Annotated in this window: 23 protein-coding genes and 1 pseudogene; 6 read left to right on the forward strand and 18 right to left on the reverse strand. The window is 73.3% G+C overall.

Annotated elements, in window-relative coordinates:
- Nucleotides 1–11 precede the first annotated feature (11 nt).
- Both AB0K00_RS44035 and AB0K00_RS44040 read left to right on the forward strand, forming a co-directional pair.
- Nucleotides 12–209, forward strand: a complete 198-nt coding sequence (locus AB0K00_RS44035) for a DUF3311 domain-containing protein (RefSeq protein ID WP_363534414.1) — start codon at nucleotides 12–14, stop codon at nucleotides 207–209.
- Complete coding sequence (locus tag AB0K00_RS44040) at nucleotides 206–1,888, forward strand: sodium:solute symporter family protein (RefSeq protein WP_363534417.1); 1,683 nt, start codon at nucleotides 206–208, stop codon at nucleotides 1,886–1,888. Before AB0K00_RS44035 ends, AB0K00_RS44040 begins: the two co-directional genes overlap by 4 nt.
- A gap of 49 nt (nucleotides 1,889–1,937) precedes the next feature.
- Here the strand turns inward: AB0K00_RS44040 and AB0K00_RS44045 are convergent, their stop codons facing one another.
- The 8 genes from AB0K00_RS44045 to AB0K00_RS44080 all read right to left on the reverse strand — a co-directional run bounded on the left by AB0K00_RS44045 (nucleotide 1,938) and on the right by AB0K00_RS44080 (nucleotide 8,524).
- Nucleotides 1,938–2,294 (reverse strand): hypothetical protein, encoded by a 357-nt coding sequence (locus tag AB0K00_RS44045; protein WP_363534420.1) that lies wholly within the window; start codon nucleotides 2,292–2,294, stop codon nucleotides 1,938–1,940.
- On the reverse strand, nucleotides 2,291–2,593 hold the full coding sequence (locus tag AB0K00_RS44050; RefSeq protein ID WP_363534422.1) for a metalloregulator ArsR/SmtB family transcription factor: 303 nt from the start codon (nucleotides 2,591–2,593) through the stop codon (nucleotides 2,291–2,293). Before AB0K00_RS44050 ends, AB0K00_RS44045 begins: the two co-directional genes overlap by 4 nt.
- A gap of 14 nt (nucleotides 2,594–2,607) precedes the next feature.
- The gene (locus tag AB0K00_RS44055) at nucleotides 2,608–3,213 is read right to left on the reverse strand and encodes a DNA-3-methyladenine glycosylase (protein ID WP_363534425.1); all 606 of its coding nucleotides are present in this window, start codon (nucleotides 3,211–3,213) and stop codon (nucleotides 2,608–2,610) included.
- Nucleotides 3,210–3,854: a TetR/AcrR family transcriptional regulator gene (locus tag AB0K00_RS44060; protein WP_363534428.1), complete on the reverse strand. Its 645-nt coding sequence runs from the start codon at nucleotides 3,852–3,854 to the stop codon at nucleotides 3,210–3,212. Before AB0K00_RS44060 ends, AB0K00_RS44055 begins: the two co-directional genes overlap by 4 nt.
- 7 nt (nucleotides 3,855–3,861) lie before the next feature.
- On the reverse strand, nucleotides 3,862–5,370 hold the full coding sequence (locus AB0K00_RS44065) for an MFS transporter (RefSeq protein WP_363534431.1): 1,509 nt from the start codon (nucleotides 5,368–5,370) through the stop codon (nucleotides 3,862–3,864).
- Between the two features lie 68 nt (nucleotides 5,371–5,438).
- Complete coding sequence (gene menC, locus AB0K00_RS44070) at nucleotides 5,439–6,545, reverse strand: o-succinylbenzoate synthase (protein ID WP_363534434.1); 1,107 nt, start codon at nucleotides 6,543–6,545, stop codon at nucleotides 5,439–5,441.
- On the reverse strand, nucleotides 6,546–7,403 hold the full coding sequence (locus tag AB0K00_RS44075; RefSeq protein WP_363534437.1) for a GNAT family N-acetyltransferase: 858 nt from the start codon (nucleotides 7,401–7,403) through the stop codon (nucleotides 6,546–6,548).
- The gene (locus AB0K00_RS44080) at nucleotides 7,400–8,524 is read right to left on the reverse strand and encodes a M20/M25/M40 family metallo-hydrolase (protein ID WP_363534439.1); all 1,125 of its coding nucleotides are present in this window, start codon (nucleotides 8,522–8,524) and stop codon (nucleotides 7,400–7,402) included. The genes AB0K00_RS44075 and AB0K00_RS44080 overlap by 4 nt, the downstream gene beginning before the upstream one ends.
- Nucleotides 8,525–8,695: 171 nt before the next feature.
- Here AB0K00_RS44080 and AB0K00_RS44085 point away from each other — a divergent pair, with 171 nt between their 5' ends.
- Nucleotides 8,696–11,461, forward strand: coding sequence for a BTAD domain-containing putative transcriptional regulator (locus AB0K00_RS44085; protein WP_363534442.1), 2,766 nt, complete (start codon nucleotides 8,696–8,698; stop codon nucleotides 11,459–11,461).
- 28 nt (nucleotides 11,462–11,489) lie between these two features.
- Here AB0K00_RS44085 and AB0K00_RS44090 read toward each other — a convergent pair whose 3' ends face one another.
- From AB0K00_RS44090 to AB0K00_RS44100, 3 genes are read right to left on the reverse strand one after another with little or no spacing between them, the layout of a single operon-like run.
- Complete coding sequence (locus AB0K00_RS44090; protein WP_363534445.1) at nucleotides 11,490–12,185, reverse strand: hypothetical protein; 696 nt, start codon at nucleotides 12,183–12,185, stop codon at nucleotides 11,490–11,492.
- Nucleotides 12,182–13,051 carry an ABC transporter ATP-binding protein gene (locus AB0K00_RS44095; protein ID WP_363534448.1) on the reverse strand — a complete coding sequence of 290 codons (870 nt, stop codon included), beginning with the start codon at nucleotides 13,049–13,051 and terminating at the stop codon, nucleotides 12,182–12,184. The genes AB0K00_RS44090 and AB0K00_RS44095 overlap by 4 nt, the downstream gene beginning before the upstream one ends.
- Nucleotides 13,048–13,428, reverse strand: coding sequence for a GntR family transcriptional regulator (locus AB0K00_RS44100; protein ID WP_363534451.1), 381 nt, complete (start codon nucleotides 13,426–13,428; stop codon nucleotides 13,048–13,050). Before AB0K00_RS44100 ends, AB0K00_RS44095 begins: the two co-directional genes overlap by 4 nt.
- Before the next feature lie 68 nt (nucleotides 13,429–13,496).
- Between AB0K00_RS44100 and AB0K00_RS44105 the strand changes: the two genes are divergently transcribed.
- Nucleotides 13,497–13,961, forward strand: a complete 465-nt coding sequence (locus AB0K00_RS44105; RefSeq protein ID WP_363534561.1) for a hypothetical protein — start codon at nucleotides 13,497–13,499, stop codon at nucleotides 13,959–13,961.
- 45 nt (nucleotides 13,962–14,006) lie between these two features.
- Complete coding sequence (locus AB0K00_RS44110) at nucleotides 14,007–14,417, forward strand: ribonuclease domain-containing protein (protein ID WP_363534454.1); 411 nt, start codon at nucleotides 14,007–14,009, stop codon at nucleotides 14,415–14,417.
- A 45-nt stretch (nucleotides 14,418–14,462) separates the two neighbouring features.
- On the opposite strand, the gene AB0K00_RS44115 is transcribed toward AB0K00_RS44110, so the two are convergent.
- Nucleotides 14,463–14,648 (reverse strand): DUF4236 domain-containing protein, encoded by a 186-nt coding sequence (locus tag AB0K00_RS44115; protein WP_203850031.1) that lies wholly within the window; start codon nucleotides 14,646–14,648, stop codon nucleotides 14,463–14,465.
- 84 nt (nucleotides 14,649–14,732) lie between these two features.
- On the opposite strand from AB0K00_RS44115, the gene AB0K00_RS44120 reads away from it, so the two are divergent.
- On the forward strand, nucleotides 14,733–15,104 hold the full coding sequence (locus AB0K00_RS44120) for a PH domain-containing protein (RefSeq protein WP_363534457.1): 372 nt from the start codon (nucleotides 14,733–14,735) through the stop codon (nucleotides 15,102–15,104).
- A 6-nt stretch (nucleotides 15,105–15,110) separates the two neighbouring features.
- Here AB0K00_RS44120 and AB0K00_RS44125 read toward each other — a convergent pair whose 3' ends face one another.
- From AB0K00_RS44125 to argB, 6 genes and pseudogenes are all read right to left on the reverse strand, one after another.
- The gene (locus tag AB0K00_RS44125; RefSeq protein WP_363534460.1) at nucleotides 15,111–16,016 is read right to left on the reverse strand and encodes an NADP-dependent oxidoreductase; all 906 of its coding nucleotides are present in this window, start codon (nucleotides 16,014–16,016) and stop codon (nucleotides 15,111–15,113) included.
- The gene (argH, locus tag AB0K00_RS44130; protein ID WP_363534463.1) at nucleotides 16,016–17,455 is read right to left on the reverse strand and encodes an argininosuccinate lyase; all 1,440 of its coding nucleotides are present in this window, start codon (nucleotides 17,453–17,455) and stop codon (nucleotides 16,016–16,018) included. The genes AB0K00_RS44125 and argH overlap by 1 nt, the downstream gene beginning before the upstream one ends.
- A gap of 217 nt (nucleotides 17,456–17,672) precedes the next feature.
- Nucleotides 17,673–18,089, reverse strand: a pseudogene (argR, locus tag AB0K00_RS44135) (arginine repressor); the annotation flags it as partial.
- Between the two features lie 85 nt (nucleotides 18,090–18,174).
- Nucleotides 18,175–19,095, reverse strand: a complete 921-nt coding sequence (gene argF / locus AB0K00_RS44140; protein ID WP_363534466.1) for an ornithine carbamoyltransferase — start codon at nucleotides 19,093–19,095, stop codon at nucleotides 18,175–18,177.
- The gene (locus AB0K00_RS44145) at nucleotides 19,095–20,261 is read right to left on the reverse strand and encodes an acetylornithine transaminase (protein WP_363534469.1); all 1,167 of its coding nucleotides are present in this window, start codon (nucleotides 20,259–20,261) and stop codon (nucleotides 19,095–19,097) included. The genes argF and AB0K00_RS44145 overlap by 1 nt, the downstream gene beginning before the upstream one ends.
- Nucleotides 20,258–21,142: an acetylglutamate kinase gene (argB, locus tag AB0K00_RS44150; protein WP_363534472.1), complete on the reverse strand. Its 885-nt coding sequence runs from the start codon at nucleotides 21,140–21,142 to the stop codon at nucleotides 20,258–20,260. The genes AB0K00_RS44145 and argB overlap by 4 nt, the downstream gene beginning before the upstream one ends.
- Nucleotides 21,143–21,154: the final 12 nt, after the last annotated feature.

Here is a 21,154-nt window from a genome sequence, read left to right on the forward strand (position 1 = left end):
GTTATCAAGCGATGCCCGAGCCTGATCAGCGCCGCCGCCCTCTGTACTGGCTACTGGTGGTCCCGACCGTCGCGCCCCTGGCCGTGCCGTTCTACAACCGCATGGACCCGCAGCTGCTGGGGGTGCCGTTCTTCTTCTGGTACCAGCTGGCGTGCGCGCTCCTCGCCACCGTGGTCATCTCGATCGTCTACCTCGGGGTGCGGCGATGACCGACCGCGATGTCGAGATCACGGTGTTCACGGTCCTCATGGGCGCAATGATCATCGTGGGATTCGCCGCGGCGCGGTGGCGGCGGCCGCAGAGCATCCACAGCCTGGAGGAGTGGGGCGTCGGCGGCCGGGCGTTCGGCAGCTGGGTCACCTGGTTCCTGCTCGGCGGCAGCATGTACACCGCCTACACGTTCGTCGCGGTGCCCGCGCTGACCTACGGCGTCGGCGCGCTCGGGTTCTTCGCGGTGCCGTTCGCGATCGCGACGACCCCGATCGCCTTCATCCTGTCCGCCCGGGCCTGGTCGGTGTCGCACCGGCACGGGTTCGTCACCCCGGGCGAGATGGCGGGGGCGCGGTTCGGCTCGCCGGGCCTGTCGGCGCTGGTCGCCGTCACCGGCATCGTGGCCACCATGCCGTACGTGTCGGTGCAGCTGCTGTCGCTGCAGGCGGTCTTCAAGACCCTGGGCGTCGCCGGCGAGTGGCCGCTGCTCGTCGCCGTCGGCCTGGTGTCGGTGAGCACGTTCCGCTCCGGGTTGCGGGCGCCGGCGCTGCTGTCCATCGCGAAGGACATCCTGCTCGTCTGGGTCGTGGTGTCGGGGGTGCTGATCGTCGCGATGTCCGGCGGCTGGGGCACCACGTTCCGGCTCGCGGCGGACCACTTCGCGCGCACCCCGTCACCGACGGACGGCCTGCTGCTCACCGACGCCGGCCAGGTCGGCTACCTGACGATGGTCGTGGGCTCGGCGCTGTCGATCTTCGCGTATCCGCACGCCGTCATCGCCATCATCGCCGCCCGCGACCGCTCCACGGTGCAGCGCAACACCGCCGCCCTGCCGGTCTACTGCCTGGCGCTGGGCCTGATGGGGATGCTCGGCCTGTTCGCCGTCGCCAACGGCGTCCTGCCCGTCGGCCGGGACCTCAACACCATCACCCCGCAGCTGTTCCACAGCCTGCTGCCGGGCTGGTCGGCGGGGATCGCGTACGCCACCCTCGGCGTCGCCGCGCTGATCCCTGCCGCGGTCATGTCGATCGCGGCCGCGAACGCGTTCACCCGCTCGATCTACCGTCAGTACATCCGCCCCGGCGCCGCCCCCGCGGAGGAGGCCCGCGTGAGCCGCTGGGCGTCCCTGGTCGTGAAGTTCGGCGCGGTCGCGGTCATCCTGTTGCTGGACCCCGCGTACTCCGCGGAGCTGCAGCTCATCGGCGGCGCCGTCATCCTGCAGACGATCCCGGCGGTCATGTTCGGCCTGACCACGGCCTGGTTCCACCGCGCCGCCCTCATCGCCGGCCTGGTCACCGGCCTCGTCACGGCCGTCGTCATGCTTTACCAGATCCCTCAGCTCGGCCCCGGCGGCGTCGTGGTGAAGGCCCACTTCGGCGGCTCCAGCTGGTCCTTCGGCAACGGCATCATGGTGTACGTGGGCCTCATCGCCCTCCTCGCCAACCTCGTGGTCGCCGTGACCGGCACGGTGCTCCTCCGGCTCGCACGGGTGCCCGGGGGTGTCGACCAGACCCGCCCGGACGACTACACGGCCGACGTCGACGACCCGCTCGTGAAGCGCCTCGACGACCTGCTCGACGGGCTTCCCCGGCCTCAGGGCGGCGCTCACATCCGGCCGCTTGTGGTCCCGCCGCAACAGCAGCGGATCAACTCCATGCACCGCCGGTCCCGCTTCTGACGGCCCGCCTTTTCCGCCGATGCGCTGGTGGCGCCCAACGAAAGCGGGGTCAGCTCGCGTCATAGGCATGCAGGCCGATCAGCAACCCCGCCGGATCGACGATGTAACACCCGCTCCCGACCCCGGGCAGCGTGAACGGCTCCACCACGACCTGCCCGCCATGCTCCTCGACCAGCGCCGTCGCCGTGGCAAGCGCACCGACCCGGATCACCGGCACGGCCCGCGGCTGCCCGTCCTGCGAGGCCAGCAGCCCCGTGTCCACTCCGGGCGCGTCGCCGTGCGGAGCGACCAGATAGTCCGGCGCCGCGAACGGTGTCGGCTGCCAGCCGAACACCGCCGACATGAACGCATTCGTTGCGGCAGGGTCGGGGCTGTGCAGCTCCACATAGCTGACCGGCTGGGTCATCGGGGCTCCTTCTCAGGGTGCATGGCGGCGTGACGGGCGGTGAGGCCCGCGGTCCAGCGGTCGACGACGGTGAGCCGCTCCACCACCAGCTCGTGCCAGCGGTGCCGCCCCCGCACGGCGGTGTGGATCAGCCCGGCGTCCTGCAGGACCTTGATGTGCTGGGACACCGCGGGGCGGCTCATCGGCAGCAGCTCCGCGAGCTGACCGGTGGTCGCCGCGCCATAGGCCAGCCGCTGCAGCAGGGTCCGGCGGGTCGGATCGGCGATCGCCGCCAGCACGACGTCCAGGTCAACGTCCATCGGTAAGAAAAAACTTACGCGTCCGACCCGCCCAGCGCAACCCGCTTCGGCACGTGCCGGCGGTAGGCGCTGACGGTCGGGTCGCCGGTGAGCCAGAAGCGCCACGGCACGTCGTGGGCGCCGGTGACGCCGACGCGCGGGCCCACGGAAAAAGCACCGGGAGGAACGGCCGGCGGGCTGAGCAGTGGCGGGTCGCCGAGCAGGTACGTGCCGTAGAAGTCGCGGTCGATGGCGAGTGCCGCGCACAGGCGGGCCGGGCCGCGGGCCAGCTCCACGTCGGTGCGGGCGGCGGGGCGGCGGGCCCGCGCGACGGGCAGACCCTCGACGATCTCGCCGGCGCGCAGGAGGACCGCCGACGCGGTGCCCTCGACGCCGGTGACCACGTTGACGCAGTAGTACATGCCGTAGGTGAAGTAGACGTACGCGTACCCGGCGGGCCCGAACATGATGGCGTTGCGCGGGGTGCGGCCGCGGTGGGCGTGCGAGGCGGGGTCCTCGCCGGTGCCGGAGTACGCCTCGACCTCCGTGAGGCGGACGGTCACCCCGTTGGCGGTGAGCGTGCAGCCCAGCAGCGCCCGGGCGGCGTGGTCGACGGGGGTCGAGAGGTCCAGGGCCGTCATCCGGTGATCCGGCCGATCCGCAGGACGAGCGCGTCGACGGTCTCGTCGAACGGCGGCCACGGGAAGCCGGGCACGAACTGGCGCATCATGACCGCGCCGTGCATCGACGTCCAGAGACAGGTCGCGTCGGCGAACGGGTCGGTGCTGGCGGAGCGGCCGGCCGCGACGCAGGCACTCAGCCCCTCGACCAGCACCTCGAACGCCTGCAGGCGGCTGCGCCACCGCGGCGGCACGTCCTCCAGGCGCAGCGGCAGCTTCAGCTCCGGCCGGCCTTCGCGGAGCCGGTTGAACAGCACCCGGTACCGGGCCGGCTCGCGCATCGCGAAGTCGACGTAGGCGTGGCAGCCGGCCAGCAGCGCCTCGACCGGGTCGGTGTGCGAGTCGCCGGTGGTGTCGACGATCAACTGCCGGAGCCGTTCGAAGGCGATGTCCAGGACGGCCTCGACGATGGCGTCACGGTCGGCGAAGTGCGCGTAGATCGACGGGGCGGCGATGCCGGCCTCGCGCGCGACGGACCGCAGGGTGATCGCGGCCTCGTCGCCTTCGCGTTCGAGGATGCGCTCGGCCGCGGCGACGATCTCGTCACGCAGGAGGCCGCCCTCGCCCCTGCGGTTGCGAGTGCGGCCTCCCGAGGTGTTCATCGGTCCATCATGCCGGTTGGGGGACGAGCGCGGCGGCAGCGGGATCAGCGGCCGGTGCGGGAGCGGCCGGGCGGATGAACGCCACGGCCAGGGCCATCAGCACGGCGATCCCGGCGGCGACCAGCGCGCCGCGGTCCATCGCGGCGGTGAACGCGGCGTCGGCGGCGGACAGGACCCGGGACGCGTCGGCCGGTGGCATGGCGGCCGCGGCGGCGTGCGCGGCCGGCAGGTCCAGGTCGGGCAGGACGAGGGCGGGGTCGCCGCGGTACGCCGAGGAGACGACCGTGCCGAGGACCGCGATGCCGAGGACGCCGCCGAGCTCACGGATGACGCTGTTGAGCGCGCCGGCCATCGAGCTGTACTCGGCCGGGACGGAGCCGCTGATCTGCAGGCTGGCGGGGGCCATCATCATGCCCATGCCGAGGCCGATGACGCCGGTGCCGAACGCGACCTGCCAGAACGCGGTGTGCACGCCGGTGGTGGACAGCGACAGCAGGCCGACGACGGCGAGGGACAGGCCGAGGACCAGGGTCCAGCGCACCCCGAGCCGCTTGGACAGCAACGCCGAGGTCGCCGACGTGGTCGCCATCGCGACGGCGAACGGCATCGCGCCCAGCCCGGCGACGAGGGGGCTGTAGCCGTGCACCAGCTGCAGGTACTGCGACAGCTCGAACAGCGTGCCGAACAGGACGAAGAACACGACCGCCAGCGACAGCGCCGCGAGCGCGAAGGTGCGGTTGGCGAACAGGTCCAGGCGCACCAGCGGCGACGAGGCCCGCAGCTGCCAGATCACGAAGCCGACGGACAGCACCGCAGCCGCCGCGAGCTCGGCGAACCCGACGCCGGAGGTCCAGCCCCGCGACGGGGCCTGGATGACGAAGTCCACCAGCAGCCCGACGGCCGCCGTGGACAGGATCGCGCCGAGCACGTCGAGCCGGCCGGTGCGCACCCGGGGGACCGCCGGGACCAGGTAGAACACCGCCGCGAGGGCGAACGCGACGAGCGGCACGTTGATCCAGAAGGCGCTGCTCCACGAGTAGTGCTCCAGCAGCGCGCCGCCGGTGACGGGGCCGATGAGCACGCCGATGCCGGCCGCCGCCGACCAGGCCGCGAACGCCTTCGGCCGCTCCGCCGGGGTGAAGATCCTGGTGATGATCGCGAGGGTGGCCGGCATGACGAACGCGGCGCCGAGCCCCATCACCGCCCGCCACGCGATGAGCTGCTCCGGGGTGTCGGACAGGGCGGCGATCGCCGACCCGCCGCCGAAGACCGCGAGGCCGCCGATGAGGGCCCGCCGCGAGCCGAGCCGGGCGCCGAGGCTGCCGGCGAGGATCAGCGCCGAGGCGAAGACGAGCGTGTACGCGTCGGTGATCCACTGCAGGTCCGACGTGGTGGCGTGCAGCCCGTGCGCCAGGGACGGCAGGGCGGTGTTCAGCACGGAGTTGTCGAGGGTTACGGCGACGAGGGTGAGGCTGAGCACCGCGAGCGCGGCCCACCGGCGCGGATGTTCGGACATTGCAAGCACCCCTTACAGACGTTTGTTTACGCCCGTAAAGATAGCCACGTTAGCTAACGCATGTAAAGTTACTTGAGCGGAATCCATGACGTGTCGGTCGTCACCTCCGCCAGGACGTCCGGGATCGGCGCGACCCCGATCCCCGGACCCGACGGGACCGCCACATGTCCCGCTTCCAAGAGAAACGGCGGCGTGATGTCGCGGGCGTAGTACCGGTCCGACGCCGACGTGTCACCGGGCAGCGTGAACCCGGGCAGCGCGGCCAGGGTCACGTTCGCGGCCCGGCCCAGGCCGGTCTCCAGCATCCCGCCCGCCCACACCGCGACCCCGTTGGCGGCGCACACGTCGTGCACCCGCCGCGCCTCCAGGTAGCCGCCGACCCGGCCCGGCTTGATGTTGACGATCGAGCACGCGCCGAGCGCGATCGCGTCGGCCGCGGCGCGGGCGCTGACGATCGACTCGTCGAGGCAGATCGGCGTGCGGATCAGCCGCGCGAGAGCCGCGTGCCCGCGTACGTCGTCCTCGGGCAGCGGCTGCTCGATGAGCAGCAGGTCGAACGGGTCCAGCCGGGCCAGCTGCCGCGCGTCGCCCAGGGTGTACGCGGTGTTGGCGTCGACCTGCAGCAGCACCGCGTCGCCGAACCGCTCCCGGACGGCCCGGACCGGCTCGACGTCCCAGCCGGGCTCGATCTTGAGCTTGATCCGCAGGTACCCCGCGTCGAGGTAGCCGGCGACGGCGTCCAGCAGTGCCGGGATCGAGTCCATGATGCCGACCGACACCCCGGCCGGGACCCGGTCGCGGACCGCGCCGAGGAACCCGCCGAGCGGCAGGCCGGCCGCCCGCAGCACCGCGTCGAGCACCGCCGTCTGCACCGCGGCCTTCGCCATCGGATGGCCCTTGAACGGCTCCAGCCGGGTCTCCACGGCCCAGGCGTCCAGGTCGGCCCCGGCGAGGGCCGGCGCGAAGAAGCGGCGGATCACCTCGGCCGCGCCGTCGACGTGCTCCGAGGAGTACAGCGGCGCACTCATCGCCACGCACTCGCCCCAGCCCTCGGCGTCGGCGCCGACCGCCCGCACGAGCAGCACGTCCCGCTCCCGTTCGGTCCCGAACGAAGTGCGGAACGGCGCGACGAGTGGCATCGCGATCCGCCGCAGCTCCAAGCCGTCCAGCCGCATCTACGTCTCCTTGGTGAGCAGGTAGAACCCGTCGCGGGAGACACCCGCGACCCGCCAGCCGGCGGCGAGGCGCCCGGCCATGGCCTCGCGCACCGCGAGCCGCCACGCCGTCGCCGCGGCCGGGTCGTGCCGCCGCAGGTCCTCGACGTCGGTCGGCACCGCCACCAGCAACCGCGTCCCCGGTACGTCCGGCACGTCGGCCGGAGCGCCGTTCGCGGCCCGGTCCAGGAGCTTCGCCGTACCGGCGGCATCGATGCCGGCATGTCTGCCGTGCGCGGCGGCGACGGCCTCGGGAGCGTCGAGCCGCCACACGACCAGCAGCCGGTCGCTGAGGTCGCCGCTGTTGATGCCGTCGTCCAGCGCGCCGTAGAACTCCGGCAGGTAGCGCTCCGCCCGGGCGCCGAGCTTGCACAGGTTGAAGTACGCGTTGCGCAGCACGAGCGGGTCGTAGGTCCAGTGCACCTCCGGCACGCCCCGGGCCAGGGTCCAGGCCCGCTGGTGCTGCTTGAGCGCGAACCCGACGCCCTTGCCGAGGCCGCCGGGCTCGACCCCGGCGACGAACGAGTGCAGGTGCGGCGTGCCGTCATCGTCCCGGCCGAAGAAGCCGACGGCCGCCCCGATGAGCCGTTCGCCGCGGTACGCCCCGGCGACGTAGTTGCCCGAGTGCGCGTAGGTCCGCAGCAGGCTCGGCGCCGCGATCTCCGCCGGGTGGCCGGCCCGCCACACCCGCTGCAGCAGCAGCGACGTGTCCTCGAACGCCGCCCCGCCGATCTCGGCGACCTCGACCCCGGCCCGCTCCCCCGCCGCGCGGGCGCCCGCCCACGCGTCCGCGAGCAGGGCATCCGGGGTCCCGCTCACGGCTCGCGGCCGATCGCGTCGACGAGACCCGCGACGAGCGCGGCCCGCTCCGGCATGCCCGCCAGGTCGGCCCACTCCCCCTCGGCGTGGGCGTTGCCGCCGACGACGCCGAGCCCGTCGAGGGTCGGCACGCCGATCCCGGCGGTGAGGTTGCCGTCGGAGCCGCCGCCGACCGCCTCGCCGTCCACCGGCGGCAGGCCCAGCGTCGCGGCGAGCCGCCCGGCCAGGGCGAACAGCGCCGCCGACGCCGACTCGGGCATCGCCGGCCGGGCCGGGCCGAGCTCCACCCGCACGTCGGCGCCGGGCAGCACCGGCCGCAGGTCGCGCAGCGCCGCGTCGACCCGGGCCAGCTCCGCCGGGTCGAAGGACCGCGCGTCGATGCTGAGCCGCGCGGTCGCCGGCACGGTGTTGCTGGTCGTGCCGGCGCTCGAGTCGGTCGGGATGACGGTCGTGCCGGGCGGGGCGCCGAGCGCCGCGATCCGCAGCACCTGGTGCGCCAGCTCGATCCCGGCGTTGATGCCGAGGTGCGGGGCGACCCCGGCGTGCGACGCCCGCCCGGTGACGCGCAGCGTGTAGTGCGCGATGCCCTTCCGGGCGATCTTCAGCCGCCCCTCGGCGCTGCCCTCCAGGATCAGCGCGCCGGCCGCGCCCGTGGCGGTGTCCTCGATGAGCGCCTGCGACGTCGGCGAGCCGATCTCCTCGTCGGAGTTGCACACCACGGCGACCCCGTCGAGGTCCGAGACCGCCGCGAGGGCGGCGAGGGCGTGGAACAGCACGACGAGGCCACCCTTCATGTCGACCACGCCGGGGCCGGTGCAGCGGTCGCCGTCGACGGTGAACGGCCACCGGGCCAGGGTGCCCACCGGCCACACCGTGTCGAAGTGCCCGATCAGCACGACCCGGGCCGGCCCGCTGCCGAAGCGCCACCGCAGGTGCGGCCGGTCGGCGACGACGACCCGCTCCGGCGCCAGCCCGGTGCACCGCCGGCCCAGCTCGGCGACGACGTCGGCGCACCTGGCCAGGGCGTCGAGGTCGGCCGACGGCGACTCGACGGCGACGAGCCCGGCAAGGTCCTCACGCATGACGGGCGCGGCGGCCCGGAGTTTCTCCAACGCGCTCATCGGTCCAACCTATCCGGATCTTCCGCCGGCGTCGCTCGCTGCGGCCGCCGATGCACGACCGCCGATGCGCATGGATGGTTGCGTCGTCAAAAGTCGGACTCCCGGCCGCGCCAGGGCCCGCGCGTCGATAGATTCGAACCAATCAACCGTTGGGGGGCGGCGGGATTGCGGGTGAGGCTTCTCGGTCCGATCGACGTGGTGGTCGACGGCGCCGCACGGCCCGTGCGAGGGCAGCGGCGCAAGGCGGTCCTCGCGGTCCTCGGCCTGCACCCGGGCGAGGTCGTCAGCACCGGCCGGCTCGTCGACCTGGTGTGGGGCGACGCCGCCCCGCCGAACGCCGTCAACGCGCTGCAGAGCCACGTGTCCTACCTGCGGCGTACCCTCGACGACAAGGCCGCCATCACCTCCCGCCCGCCCGGCTACCTGCTCGACGCCGGCGGTGACGGCACCGACGTCGCGGTCGCCGAGCGGCTCATCGCCGCCGGCCTGCACGGCGCCGGCAGCGCCGACCTGGCCACCCGCGCCCGGCACCTGCAGGCCGCCCTCGAGCTGTGGCGGGGCACGCCCCTGGCGGACACCGGCGGGCTGCCGTGGCTCGACGAGCAGGCGGAGCGCCTCGGCCAGCTGTGGCTGCGCGGCAAGCGCGCCCTCCTCGACGCCCGGCTCGGCCTCGGGCAGCACGCGCACCTGCTGCCCGACCTGGAGCGGCTGACCCGCGAGCACCCGTTCGACGAGCAGCTGCACGGGCAGCTCATCCTCACGCTGTACCGGCTGGGCCGCCAGGCCGACGCCCTCGCCGCGTTCCGGCGGCTGCGCCGCACCCTGGACGACGACCTCGGCATCGAACCGGGTGCGGCGCTGCGGGACCTGGAGTCCGCGATCCTGCGCCAGGACCCGGACCTCGACGCCCCCGAACCCTGGCCCGGGCCCGCGGCCGAGGTCGTCACCGTCGCCGCGCCCCGCGACGCCGCGCCCGCGCAGCTGCCCCTCGCGGTGCGCACGTTCGCCGGCCGGGCCGGCGAACTCGCCGGGCTCGACAAGCTGCTGACCGACGACCGCGAGGCCGCGGTCGCCGTCGTCACCGGCACCGCCGGCGTCGGTAAGTCCGCGCTGGTCGTGCACTGGGCGCACCGCGCCGCCGAGCAGTTCCCCGACGGGCAGCTGTATGTCAACCTGCGCGGCTTCGACCCCGGCGGCCGCCCCGTCGACCCGGCCGACGCGGTCCGCGGTTTCCTCGACGCGTTCGGCGTCGCCGCCGACCGCATCCCCGCCGACCTCGCCGCGCAGGCCGCCCTGCTGCGCAGCCTCCTGTCCGGCCGGCGGGTCCTCATCGTGCTCGACAACGCCCGCGACGCCGCGCAGGTCCGCCCGCTGCTGCCCGGCACCCCCGGCTGCCTCGCCGTCGTCACCAGCCGCGACGCGCTCACCTCCCTCGTCGTGCTCGAGGGCGCCCTGCCCGTCGCCGTCGGGCTGCTCAGCGACGGCGAGGGCGTCGACCTGCTGGCCCGCCGCCTCGGCGCGGCCCGCGTGGCCGCCGAACCCGCCGCGGTCGCCGAGATCGTGACCCGCTGCGCGCGGCTGCCGCTCGCCCTCGCCGTCGTCGCCGGCCGGGCCGCGACCCGCCCCGACCTGCCGCTGGCGGACCTCGCCGCGTCGCTGCGCGCCGCCGGCACCCTGGACGCGATCGCCGGCGACGACCCGGTCTGCGACCCGCGGGCGGTGTTCTCCTGGTCCTACCGGGCGCTGCGGCCGGCCGCCGCGGAGCTGCTGCGCCGCTGCAGCCTCGCCCCCGGCCCCGACCTCGGCACCGACGCGATCGCCAGCCTCGCCGGCGTGCCCGTCGCCGCGGCCCGGGCGCCGCTCGGCGAGCTGGTGCGGGCCAACCTCGTCGCCGAGCACACCCCCGGCCGGGACGGGCTGCACGACCTGCTGCGCGCGTACGCCGCCGAGCAGGCCGCCGTCCACGACGCCGCACCCGGCTACCGGCTCGCCGTGCACCGGCTGCTCGATCACTACCTGCACACCGCCGACGCCGCGGCGCGGCTGCTCGACCCGACCCTCGCCGCCGAGCCGCTCGGCGACCCGCAACCCGGCACCGTCCTGCCCCGCCACGGCGACCGCGACGAGGCCCTCGCCTGGTTCGACGCCGAACGCCGCCCGCTGCTCGCCGCCGTGCACCTGGCCGCCGAGGCGGGCCTCGACGCGCACACGTGGCGGCTCGCCGCCGCGACGACCACGTATCTCGACCGGCGCGGCCAGTGGCACGACCTCGCCGCCACCCAGGAGGCCGCGCTGCGCGCCCAGCGGCGCGCCGGCAACCAGGCCGGCCTCGGCGACGCCGCGTGCGCGCTCGGCCAGACCTACGCCCGCATCGGCCGCTACGAGGACGCCGAACACCACCTCGGCGCCGCCATGTGGGTCTACGAGCAGTTCGGCGACGCGGCCGGCCTGGCCCGCGCCAGCTACCACCTCGGCTGGCTCGCGCACGCCCTGCACCGCTACCAGGAGGCGCTGACCCTCACCGGGCAGGCGCTGCGCCTCTTCGACCGGCTCGGCGACCGGCTCTGGCGGGCCCGCGCCCTCAACGCCACCGGCTGGATCCACGGCCGGCTCGGCCAGCACCGCCATGCCCTGCACCGCTGCCGCGAGGCCCTCACCGAGACGATCGAGCTCGGCGACCGGCACGGCGAGGCCGGCACCTGGGACGCCGTCGGCCACACCCACCACCACCTCGGCGACCCGCACCAGGCGATCGCCTGTTACGGCCACGCGCTGCGGGCATACCGGGAGCTCGGCGACCGCTCCGGCGAGGCGTGCGTCCTGGTCCACCTCGCCGACGCCCACGACGCCGCCGCCGACCCGGTCACCGCCGCCGAGCACCGCCGCCGGGGCCAGTCGATCCTCGCCACCCTCAGCCCGGCCCCGCCCGGCGTGTGACGGATCGGGCCCGGTCAGGCGGGCCGGGTCAGGCGGTGGCGCGGCGCAGGGCCGTCCAGGAGAGCAGGGTCAGCAGCACGACCACGATCGACGGCCAGCCGGCGAACAGCGACAGCGCGCTCTGGTCCACGAACCATTCGCCGACCGCGGGCCAGCGCCCGTACCGCGTGATCAGCCCGGCCGCGGCGCCCAGCACGACCACGACCCCGCAGATCGCGGCGAAGATGCCGTTGGTGCGCCAGCGCACGTACACGGTGCCCAGCGTGATCCCGATGAGGCTCATCAGCAGCATCGGCACGGCGTAGATCAGCAGCTGGGTCGGCACCCCGTACGTGTCGACGAACCCGAGGCCGAAGAACCGCAGCCGCAGCCCCCAGCCGCCGGTGGCGTCCTCCACGGCCTGCAGGACGACCAGCAGGACCGCATAGATCACGGTCTGGGCGAGGGTGAACAGGCCGAGCGCGGCGGCGAACTCGCGCCGGGTGACGCTCATGCCGAGGGCGAACGGGAACTGCTGGGCGACCGCGACGGCGCCGAAGGCGAGCCCGGTGATGTAGACGCTGGCGAGGCCGCCGGTGACGGGACGGTCGCCGATCTCGTCGCCCATGGAGCCGAAGACAAACAGGTTGACAGCGAAGGCGATGCCGAGGACCACCAGGGGCCACAGCAGCCCGTCGCGGCGGCCGACCGCCTGGAGGCGGGCGATGGCGATGACGCGGTTCATGACACGGCCTCCCGGGCGGTGATGCGGACGACGAGCTGCTGCAGCGAGACGGGCTCGAGCTGGACACCGGCCTCGCGGGCCCGGCCGGCGGAGACGGTGCCCCGCACGGTGGCGCGGGTCAGCGGGCCGAGGTGTTCGCGGTGCAGCTCGTCGGCGTTGACGGTGAGCAGGTCGACGGCCGACGCCGGGCCGGTGAGGGTGACGACCTGGCCGCGCAGCGCGTCGGCGGCCTCGTCGAGGACGAGCCGGCCGCGTTCGATGAGCAGCACGTGCTCGATGAGGTCGCTGACCTCGTCGATGAGGTGGGTGGAGAGCACGACGGTGCGCGGGAACTCGGCGTAGTCGGCGAGGAGCCGGTCGTAGAACAGCTGGCGGGCCGCGGCGTCGAGGCCGAGGTACGGCTCGTCGAAGAACGTCAGCGGCGCGCGGGAGGCGAGCCCGACGGTGACGCCGAGCGCGGACAGCATGCCGCGGGACAGCTTCTTCACCGACCGGCTCAGGGGCAGCTGGAAGTCGGCGACCAGCGAGCGGGCGAACGCCTCGTCCCACGCGGGGAACAGCAGCCGGCCGGCGAGCAGCACGTGCCGGACCCGGAACGTGTCGGGGTAGCGCTGGCTCTCCTTGACGAAACTGACCTGCTGGAGGACCTGCTCGTTCTCCACCGGGTCGGCGCCGAAGACGCGGACGCTGCCGCCGCTGGCGAACTGCTGGCCGGTGAGCAGCTGCATGAGGGTGGTCTTGCCGGCGCCGTTGCGGCCCAGCAGGCCGTAGATGCCGTTGCGGTGCAGCTCGAAGCTGACGCCGTCCAGCGCAGTCACCGATCCGTAGCGTTTCGACAGGTCCTGCACGGACACGACCGGGGTCATCGTTGCTCCTCGTAGCGGTCGATCATCGTCTTGAGCTCGGCCGGGTGGATGCCGAGTTTCGCGGCCTCGGCCAGCAGCGGCTGCAGGTACAGCTCGCTGAACTGGTCCTTGCGGCGCTGCCGCAGCTTGGCCTGCGCGCCGGGGGAGACGAACATGCCGATGCCTCGCTTCTTGTAGAGCACGCCGTCGTCGACGAGCTGGTTGACGCCCTTCGCCGCGGTGGCGGGGTTGATCCGGTGGAAGGCCGCGAGCTCGTTCGTCGACGGGACCTGCGCCTCCTCGGCCAGGGACCCGTCGATGATCGACGTCTCAATCTGCTCTGCGATCTGCAGGAAGATCGGCCGGCCGTCATCCATCAGCTTGGTTCGTCGGTTCATTACTCATGTAATGAACCATGCAACCCCGGGGCGCGGAAGTCAACGGGTAGCGTCGAAACGTGCAGAAGATGGCGTGGCTGGCCGTGCGCGAGCAGGATCCCGCGGCGGCGCTCGGGCTCACGGAGCTCGGCGAGGTCGACTGGCGCTCCGGCGTCGACCTGGCGTATTTCACCGACGACCGGGTGATCGTCACCCCGCCGGTCAACGGATGGATCCTGGTCCTGGGCATGGCGCTGCTGAAGGACCGGCCCGACGTGACCGGCCTGTCCGCGACCCTGGAGACCGAGGTGCAGTTCTTCTCGTCACACCGGGGGCTGCAGGTGTACCGGTGGCAGCGCGCCCGCGAAGGGGACCTGCTGCGCTCGTTCGCCTCGGAGGACGGCGAGATCGACGAGCTCGGCGAGCGCTCGGAGCTGGAGCGGTCCTTCGGCGACCTCGTCGACGACGGCGACGTCCACCGGGTCGCGGCGCAGTGGAGCGTCGACCCCGGCACGGTGAACGTGCCGGTCCGAGTGTTCAGCAGTAGGACATAAATAGAATCTTCCATGCGTCAATGTCTGTGCCGCAGGCTGTGACGCATGACTCGCCTGCTGCAGAAGCTCGCCCTCGCCCTGGTGCTCGTCGCCGGGCTGATCGCCGGCCCCGCCGTCGTGGCGCCCTCAACCGTCGACGCGGCCCACGCGTCGGTCTACTCCTCGTGCACCATCTCAGGCTGCGCCGCCGCGCGCACCGCCCGCTCCGGCTGGAGCAGCCTGGGCTTCCCGACCGCGCGCAACTGGTACAAGTGGCCCGCCGGCAAGTACAACTTCGCCGGCGGCCAGTACTACAACCGCGAGGCTCAGCTGCCCTCGGGCGCGACCTACTACGAGTACGACGTCGTCCCCCGCAACCAGGGCGCGGCCCGCGACGCGAAGCGCATCATCATCAACCGCAGCACGGGTGTGACCTGGTACTCCCCCGACCACTACGGAAACTTCTACCGGCTCTGACCCGACCGGCGCCCCGGGCTGTGGTCGGCCCGGGGCGGCACCGGCTCAGCTGCCGCCGCGCCGGCCGCGGCTGCGCCACGAGAACGGGCCGGGCAGGTCGTAACGGTGCGCCCTGGTCTTCGAGTTCCACGACCACTTGCCGATCTTCAACCCCCAGGAGGACAGGCCCTTCGGGGTGAAGTTCAGCACCAGTGGGCCGAAGCGCATCGCCTTGCGGAACAGGATCGGCACGGGTCCTCCTCGACGGTGGTGTGCCGTCCAGGATGACCTATGCGTGCCAGCGGCGGGGTTGAGGGGTCCGTCTACGTTGGACGCATGGCGCAACAGGTGAAGTACGACCGTAAAGAGCAGTACGACCAGATCGTGTCCGGGCTCCTGCCCGGCGAGACGATCATCGCCGTCTACGACGCGGTCGGCATCGGCACCGGGTTCATCGGCCTCACCGACCGTCGCGTGATCCTGCAGGACCGCTCGTTCGTCGGCAAGCGGCTCGCCCTCACGTCGATCCCCTACGCGAAGGTCACCGCGGTCTCCATCGTGAGCAACAAGTCGTGGGCCGGCAGCTTCTTCAGCAGCGGCAACATCGCGGTGCACGTCGGCACCCACACGTATGAGATCGAGGTCCGCGGGGTCGAGAAGACCCAGCACATCCACAACGTGATCCTGCACTACGCCGTCGGACACTGACCCTTTTCAGGGCGTCAGGACCAGCTTGCCGGTGGTGTGACCGAGCTCGCCGAACTCGTGGGCGGCCGCGGCCCGGTCCAAGGGGAAGACCCGGTCGACGTGGACCGTGAGCCGCCCGTCGAGGACCAGCGCGGCCAGGTGCTCCAGGCCGGCCCGGTCGGGCTCGGCGAGCAGGAACACCCCGCCGGCCTCGGTCACGGCGGCGGCGTCGACGCCGTTGAGGGCGATCAGCGCGCCCTCCGGCGCGAGGGTCGCCGCCAGCCGCGGGATCTGCCCGGCGACGGTGGCGACGGCCACGTCGACGTCCTTCACCGACGACAGGTCGTCGGTGCGGTGGTCGAGGACCTCGTCGGCGCCGAGGGACCGCACGAAGTCGTGCTTCGGTGCCGACGCGGTGCCGATGACGTACGCGCCGCGGGCCTTCGCGATCTGCACCGCGAGGTGCCCGACGCCGCCGGCCGCGGCCGGGATGAGCACCCGCTGACCTTCCAGGACCCCGGCGGTCTCGACGAGGACCTGCCAGGCGGTGAGCCCGGCCAGGGCCAGCCCACCGGCCTGCTCGTGGCTCAGGTTCAGCGGTTTGAGGGCGAACTGCCGGGCGGGTCCGGTGACGTACTCGGCGTAGGCGGCGGCCTCCCCGGGGAACCGCGGCATGCCGAACACCTCGTCGCCGACGGCGAACCGGGTCACGCCGGTGCCGGTCGCGGCGACGACCCCGGACAGCTCCCAGCCGACGGTGAACGGCGGGGTGCCCAGGACGCCGCCGCCGGCGCGGACCTTCCAGTCGACCGGGTTGACACCGGCGGCGCGCATCTCGACCAGGATCTCGGTCGGGCCGGGCGCGGGCACGTCGACCTCGACGACCCGCAGCACCGACGCGTCGCCGAGGACGTCCTGCGTCACCCGTCGCATCATTCGGACGGTAGCACCGGCTCCGCCGCCCAGGACCGCCAACGGTCGAGCTTGCCACCGGCGACGGCGAGCTGGTCGGCGACCGGGCCGGGACCCGTCGACCCCGGGGTCGTGCGCGCGGCGAGGGCACCCGGGACGGAGAACACCGACCGGACGTCCGGGGTCAGGTGCGGGCTGACGGCGTGCAGGTCCTCGTCGGAGACCTCGTCGAGGCCGACGTCGCGGGCCGCGGCGAGGACGACGAGCTTCCCGGTGATCTCGTGCGCGTCGCGGAACGCCACGCCCTGCCGGACCAGCCACTCGGCGACCTCGGTGGCGAGGGTGTAGCCGACCGGCGCCTGCTCGGCGAGCCGGTCGACGCGGACCGTCATCGTGGAGATCATGCCGGCGAGCGCCGGCAGGACCAGCTGGAGCGTGTCGACCGCGTCGAAGACGGGTTCCTTGTCCTCCTGCAGGTCCCGGTCGTAGGCCAGGGGCAGGCCCTTGAGCATCGCCAGGACGCCGGTGAGGTGGCCGATGAGCCGGCCGGACTTGCCGCGGGCGAGCTCCGCGATGTCGGGGTTCTTCTTCTGCGGCATGATCGACGACCCGGTCGCGAACGCGTCGTCGAGCTGCACCCAGCCGAACGCGGGGGTCGTCCACAGCACGACCTCCTCGCCGAGCCGCGACAGGTGCACGCCGGTGAGGGCCGCGATGAACAGGAACTCCGCGACGAAGTCCCGGTCGGAGACGGCGTCGATGGAGTTGGCGGCGGCGGAGGTGAAGCCGAGCTCCTTCGCCACCTGCGTCGGGTCCAGCGGCAGCGACGACCCGGCGAGGGCGCCGGCGCCGAGCGGGCTGACGGCGGAGCGCACGTCCCAGTCCCGCAGCCGGTCCAGGTCCCGCAGCAGCGCCTGCACGTGCGCGAGCAGCTGGTGGCCGAACGCGATCGGCTGCGCCGGCTGCAGGTGCGTGAACCCGGGCGCGGGCGTGTCGATGTGCCGGGCGGCCTGCTCGGTGAGGGCGTCGGCGAGCTCCACGATCCGGGCGGCGACCCCGCGGGCGTGGTCGCGCAGGTACAGCCGCAGGTCGGTGGCGACCTGGTCGTTGCGGGACCGGCCGGCGCGCAGCTTCCCGCCGAGCGCGCCGAGCCGCTCCAGCAGGCCCCGTTCGAGGGCGGTGTGCACGTCCTCGTCGTCGACCGTCGGGCGGAAGTCCCCGGCCGCGCACGCCGACTCGAGGTCGTCGAGCGCGGCGAGCATCCTGCCGAGCTCGTCGGCGTCGAGCAGCCCGGCCCGGGCCAGGACCCGCGCGTGCGCCCGCGACCCGGCCAGGTCGTACGGCGCGAGCCGCCAGTCGAACTGGACACTCACGGACAGCCGGGCGAGGGCCTCGGCCGGGCCGCCGGCGAAACGGCCGCCCCAGAGGCGGGTCGGGGACTCAGAAGACGAAGTTGCCACGCGACGATCCTTCCATAGTGCAAGATCGCGTCTATTTCGACGGGCCGTCGAGGGTCTGTTTCGGCTGGCCGTCAGGGGTCTGCTTCGGCTGGCCGTCGAGCGTCTGTTTCGACTGGCCGTCGAGCGCTTGTTTCGACTGGCCGTCGAGGTGCGCCCACTCGGTGAGTTTCGCCGCGAGGATCTCCCCGGCCGTCGGGCGGCCCTGCGGGTCGGGGGTCTCCCGGGCGACGACGAGGATGGTGTCGTCGCCGGCGATCGTGCCGACGATGTCCGGCAGGCCGCTGCGGTCGATCGCGCTCGCCAGGAACTGCGCGGCCCCCGGCGGGGTCCGCAGCACGACGAGGTTGCCGGAGCAGTCCACGCCGGTCAGCAGCTCCCGCAGCAGCCGGATCAGCCGGGTCGGCGCCTCCTCGGCGGGCCGCAACGCCCGCTCGCCGTCCTCCGGGATCAGGTACTCGCCGCGGACCTTGACCGCCCGCAGCTCCTCCAGGTCCCGCGACAACGTCGCCTGCGTGACCTGGATCCCGTCGCCGGACAGCAGCTCCGCGAGCTCGGTCTGCGACCGCACCGCCGACCCGCGGATCAGCGCCGCGATCCGGTCGTGCCTGGCCGCCTTGGAGACCGGGGTGCTCACGGCGTCACCTCCGCTGCGCTCCGGCGCCGCCGTGAGCCAGACCTGCAATGCTGGTGATCGGCTCCTCCGCTGCGCTCCGGACCGCTCACGACTGTTCCAGCAACCACGCAAGCAGTGCCTTCTGCGCGTGCAGGCGGTTCTCGGCCTCGTCCCAGATCGCGCTCTGCGGCCCGTCCATGACCTCGGAGGTGATCTCGTCGCCGCGATGGGCCGGCAGGCAGTGCAGCACGATCGCCTGGGGCCCGGCGACCGCCATGAGCGCGGCGTTGATCTGGTACGGCTGGAACGGCGTGATCCGGTCGAGCCCGTCGGACTCCTGACCCATCGACGTCCACGTGTCGGTGACGACGACGTCGGCGTCCTTGACCGCCTCGGCCGGGTCCGGGACCCAGTCGACGCTGCCCCGCCCGCGGGCGACGTCCATGACGGACGGGTCGGGTTCGAAGCCGGGCGGGCCGCTCAGCCGCACCCGCATGCCGGCGGTCACCCCCGCCAGGGCGTAGGAGTTGGCCATGTTGTTGGCGGTGTCGCCGAGGTACGTCAGCACCCGCCCCTGCGTCCCGCCCAGGCGCTCGCGGACGGTCAACAGGTCCGCGAGGAGCTGGCACGGATGGAAACCGTCGGTGAGCGCGTTGACGACCGGCACCGTCGCGTGCCGCGCCAGCGCGGCCACCCGCGCGTCCACATTGGACCGGATGACGATCGCCGAGACGTACCGGGACAGGACCTTCGCCGCGTCGCCGATGTCCTCGCCGCGGCCGAAGTGGGTGCTGAGCGCGTCGATGATGACGGGGGTGCCGCCGAGCTCGGCGATGCCGACCTCGAAGGAGACCCGGGTCCGCAGCGACTGCTTCTCGAAGATGACGGCGACGGCCTTCGGCCCGGCCAGGGGTTTGAACCCGTACCGGTCGGCCTTCATCGCCGCGGCCAGGTCGAGGACCTCGGCCTGGTCGGACGGCGACAGATCGTCGTCCCTGAGCAGATGACGGGGCGGGTGACCGGCCATCAGGCCCGCACCGCGTCCAGCGCCGGGCCGAGCGCGGCGACGAACGCGTCGGCCTGGCCGTCGGTGAGGATCAGCGGCGGGGCGATGCGCAGCACGTCCGGCTGCGCCGCCTGGGCCAGGAACCCGGCGTCGCGCAGCACGGCGGCAAGCGCACCCGCGGCCGGCCCGTTGAGCACGACCCCGAGGAGCAGGCCGGCGCCGCGGACCCCGCCCACCAGCGGGTGGTCGAGGGCTTCGACGCCGCGGCGGATCCGTTCGCTGAGCTGCTTCACGTGGTCCAGGAGCTGCTCGGACTCGATGGTGTCGAGCACCGCGAGGGCCGCGGCGCAGCAGACCGGGTTGCCGCCGAACGTCGATGCGTGCATGCCGGGGCCGAGCAGCGTCGCCGCGTCGTCGAAGGCGATCATCGCGCCGAGCGGCAGCCCGCCGCCGAGGCCCTTGGCGAGGGTGACGACGTCGGGGCGGACCCCTTCGGCCTGGTGGGCGAACCAGTACCCGGTCCGGCCGATCCCGGTCTGCACCTCGTCGAGGGCCAGGAGCGCGCCGTGCCGGGCGGTGATCTCCCGGGCGGCGGTGAGGTAGCCGGCGGGCGGGACGATGACCCCGGACTCGCCCTGGATCGGCTCCAGGAGCACCATCGCCGTGTCGTCGCCGACGGCGGCTTCGAGCGCGGCGACGTCACCGTACGGAATGTGCACGACCTCGCCCGGCAACGGCCGGAACGGGTCCTGCTTCGCCGGCTGCCCGGTGAGTGCGAGGGCACCCATCGTGCGGCCGTGGAACCCGGCCTGCGCGGCGACGATCTTCGTGCGCCCGGTCCGCCGGGACAGCTTGAACGCGGCCTCGTTCGCCTCGGCGCCGGAGTTGCCGAAGAACACCGCACCGGGGCGCCCGGCGAGGTCGAGGAGCCGCTCGGCAAGCGCGACGACCGGCGGCGACGCGTACAGGTTGGACACGTGCCCGAGCGTCGAGATCTGCGACGTGACCGCCGCGACGACCGCCGGGTGGGCGTGGCCGAGGAGGTTGACCGCGATCCCGCCGAGGAGGTCCACATAGGAGCGTCCGGCCTCGTCGACGACCACGGACCCGCTGCCGCTGACCAGTCCCAGCGACGGCGGCCCGTACGTGTTCATCACCGACGCCTCGAACCGCTGTACGAGCGTCATTCTGACACCACCATGGTCCCGAACCCCTCCGATGTGAAGACTTCCAGCAGCAGGGAGTGCGGCACGCGGCCGTCGACGACGTGCGCGGCCGGCACCCCGCCCTTGACGGCGCGCAGGCACGCCTCCATCTTCGGCACCATGCCCGACTCCAGTGTCGGCAGCAGGTCCGCGAGCTGGTCCGTGGTCAGCTGCGAGATCAATGAGTCCGGGTCCGGGTAGCGGGCGTACAGCCCCTCCACGTCGGTCAGGACGACGAGCTTGCGGGCCTTCAACGCGATCGCGAGGGCCCCGGCGGCGGTGTCGGCGTTGAGGTTGTGCAGGACCCCGTCGACGTCCGGCGCGACCGTCGACACGACCGGTATGCGCCCGGCGGCGATGAGGTCGGCGACGGCGGAGATGTTGACGTGCTCGACGTCGCCGACCTGGCCGATGTCGACCGGCGAACCGTCGATGATGGCGGGCCGGCGCACCGCGGTGAACAGCCCGGCGTCCTCACCGGACATGCCGACCGCGTGCGGGCCGTGCTCGTTGATGAGCCCCACCAGCTCCCGGCCGACCTGCCCGACGAGCACCATCCGGACCACGTCCGCGGTCTCCGCGGTGGTGACGCGCAGGCCACCCTTGAACTCGCTGGCGATGCCGAGCCGCTTGAGCATCGCCGAGATCTGCGGGCCGCCGCCGTGCACGACGACCGGTTTGATGCCGACGTGCCGCAGGAACACCATGTCGGCGGCGAACGCCCGCTTCAGCTCGTTGTCGAGCATGGCGTTGCCGCCGTACTTGATGACGATGGTCGAGCCGGAGAACCGTTCCAGCCACGGCAGCGCCTCGATGAGCGTGTTCGCCTTGCCCAGCGCGATCCCGAGGTTCCTGCCGTTCACGCCGCCCCCGCT

It is taken from the genome of Dactylosporangium sp. NPDC049525, assembly GCF_040676755.1.
Lineage (GTDB): Bacteria > Actinomycetota > Actinomycetes > Mycobacteriales > Micromonosporaceae > Dactylosporangium.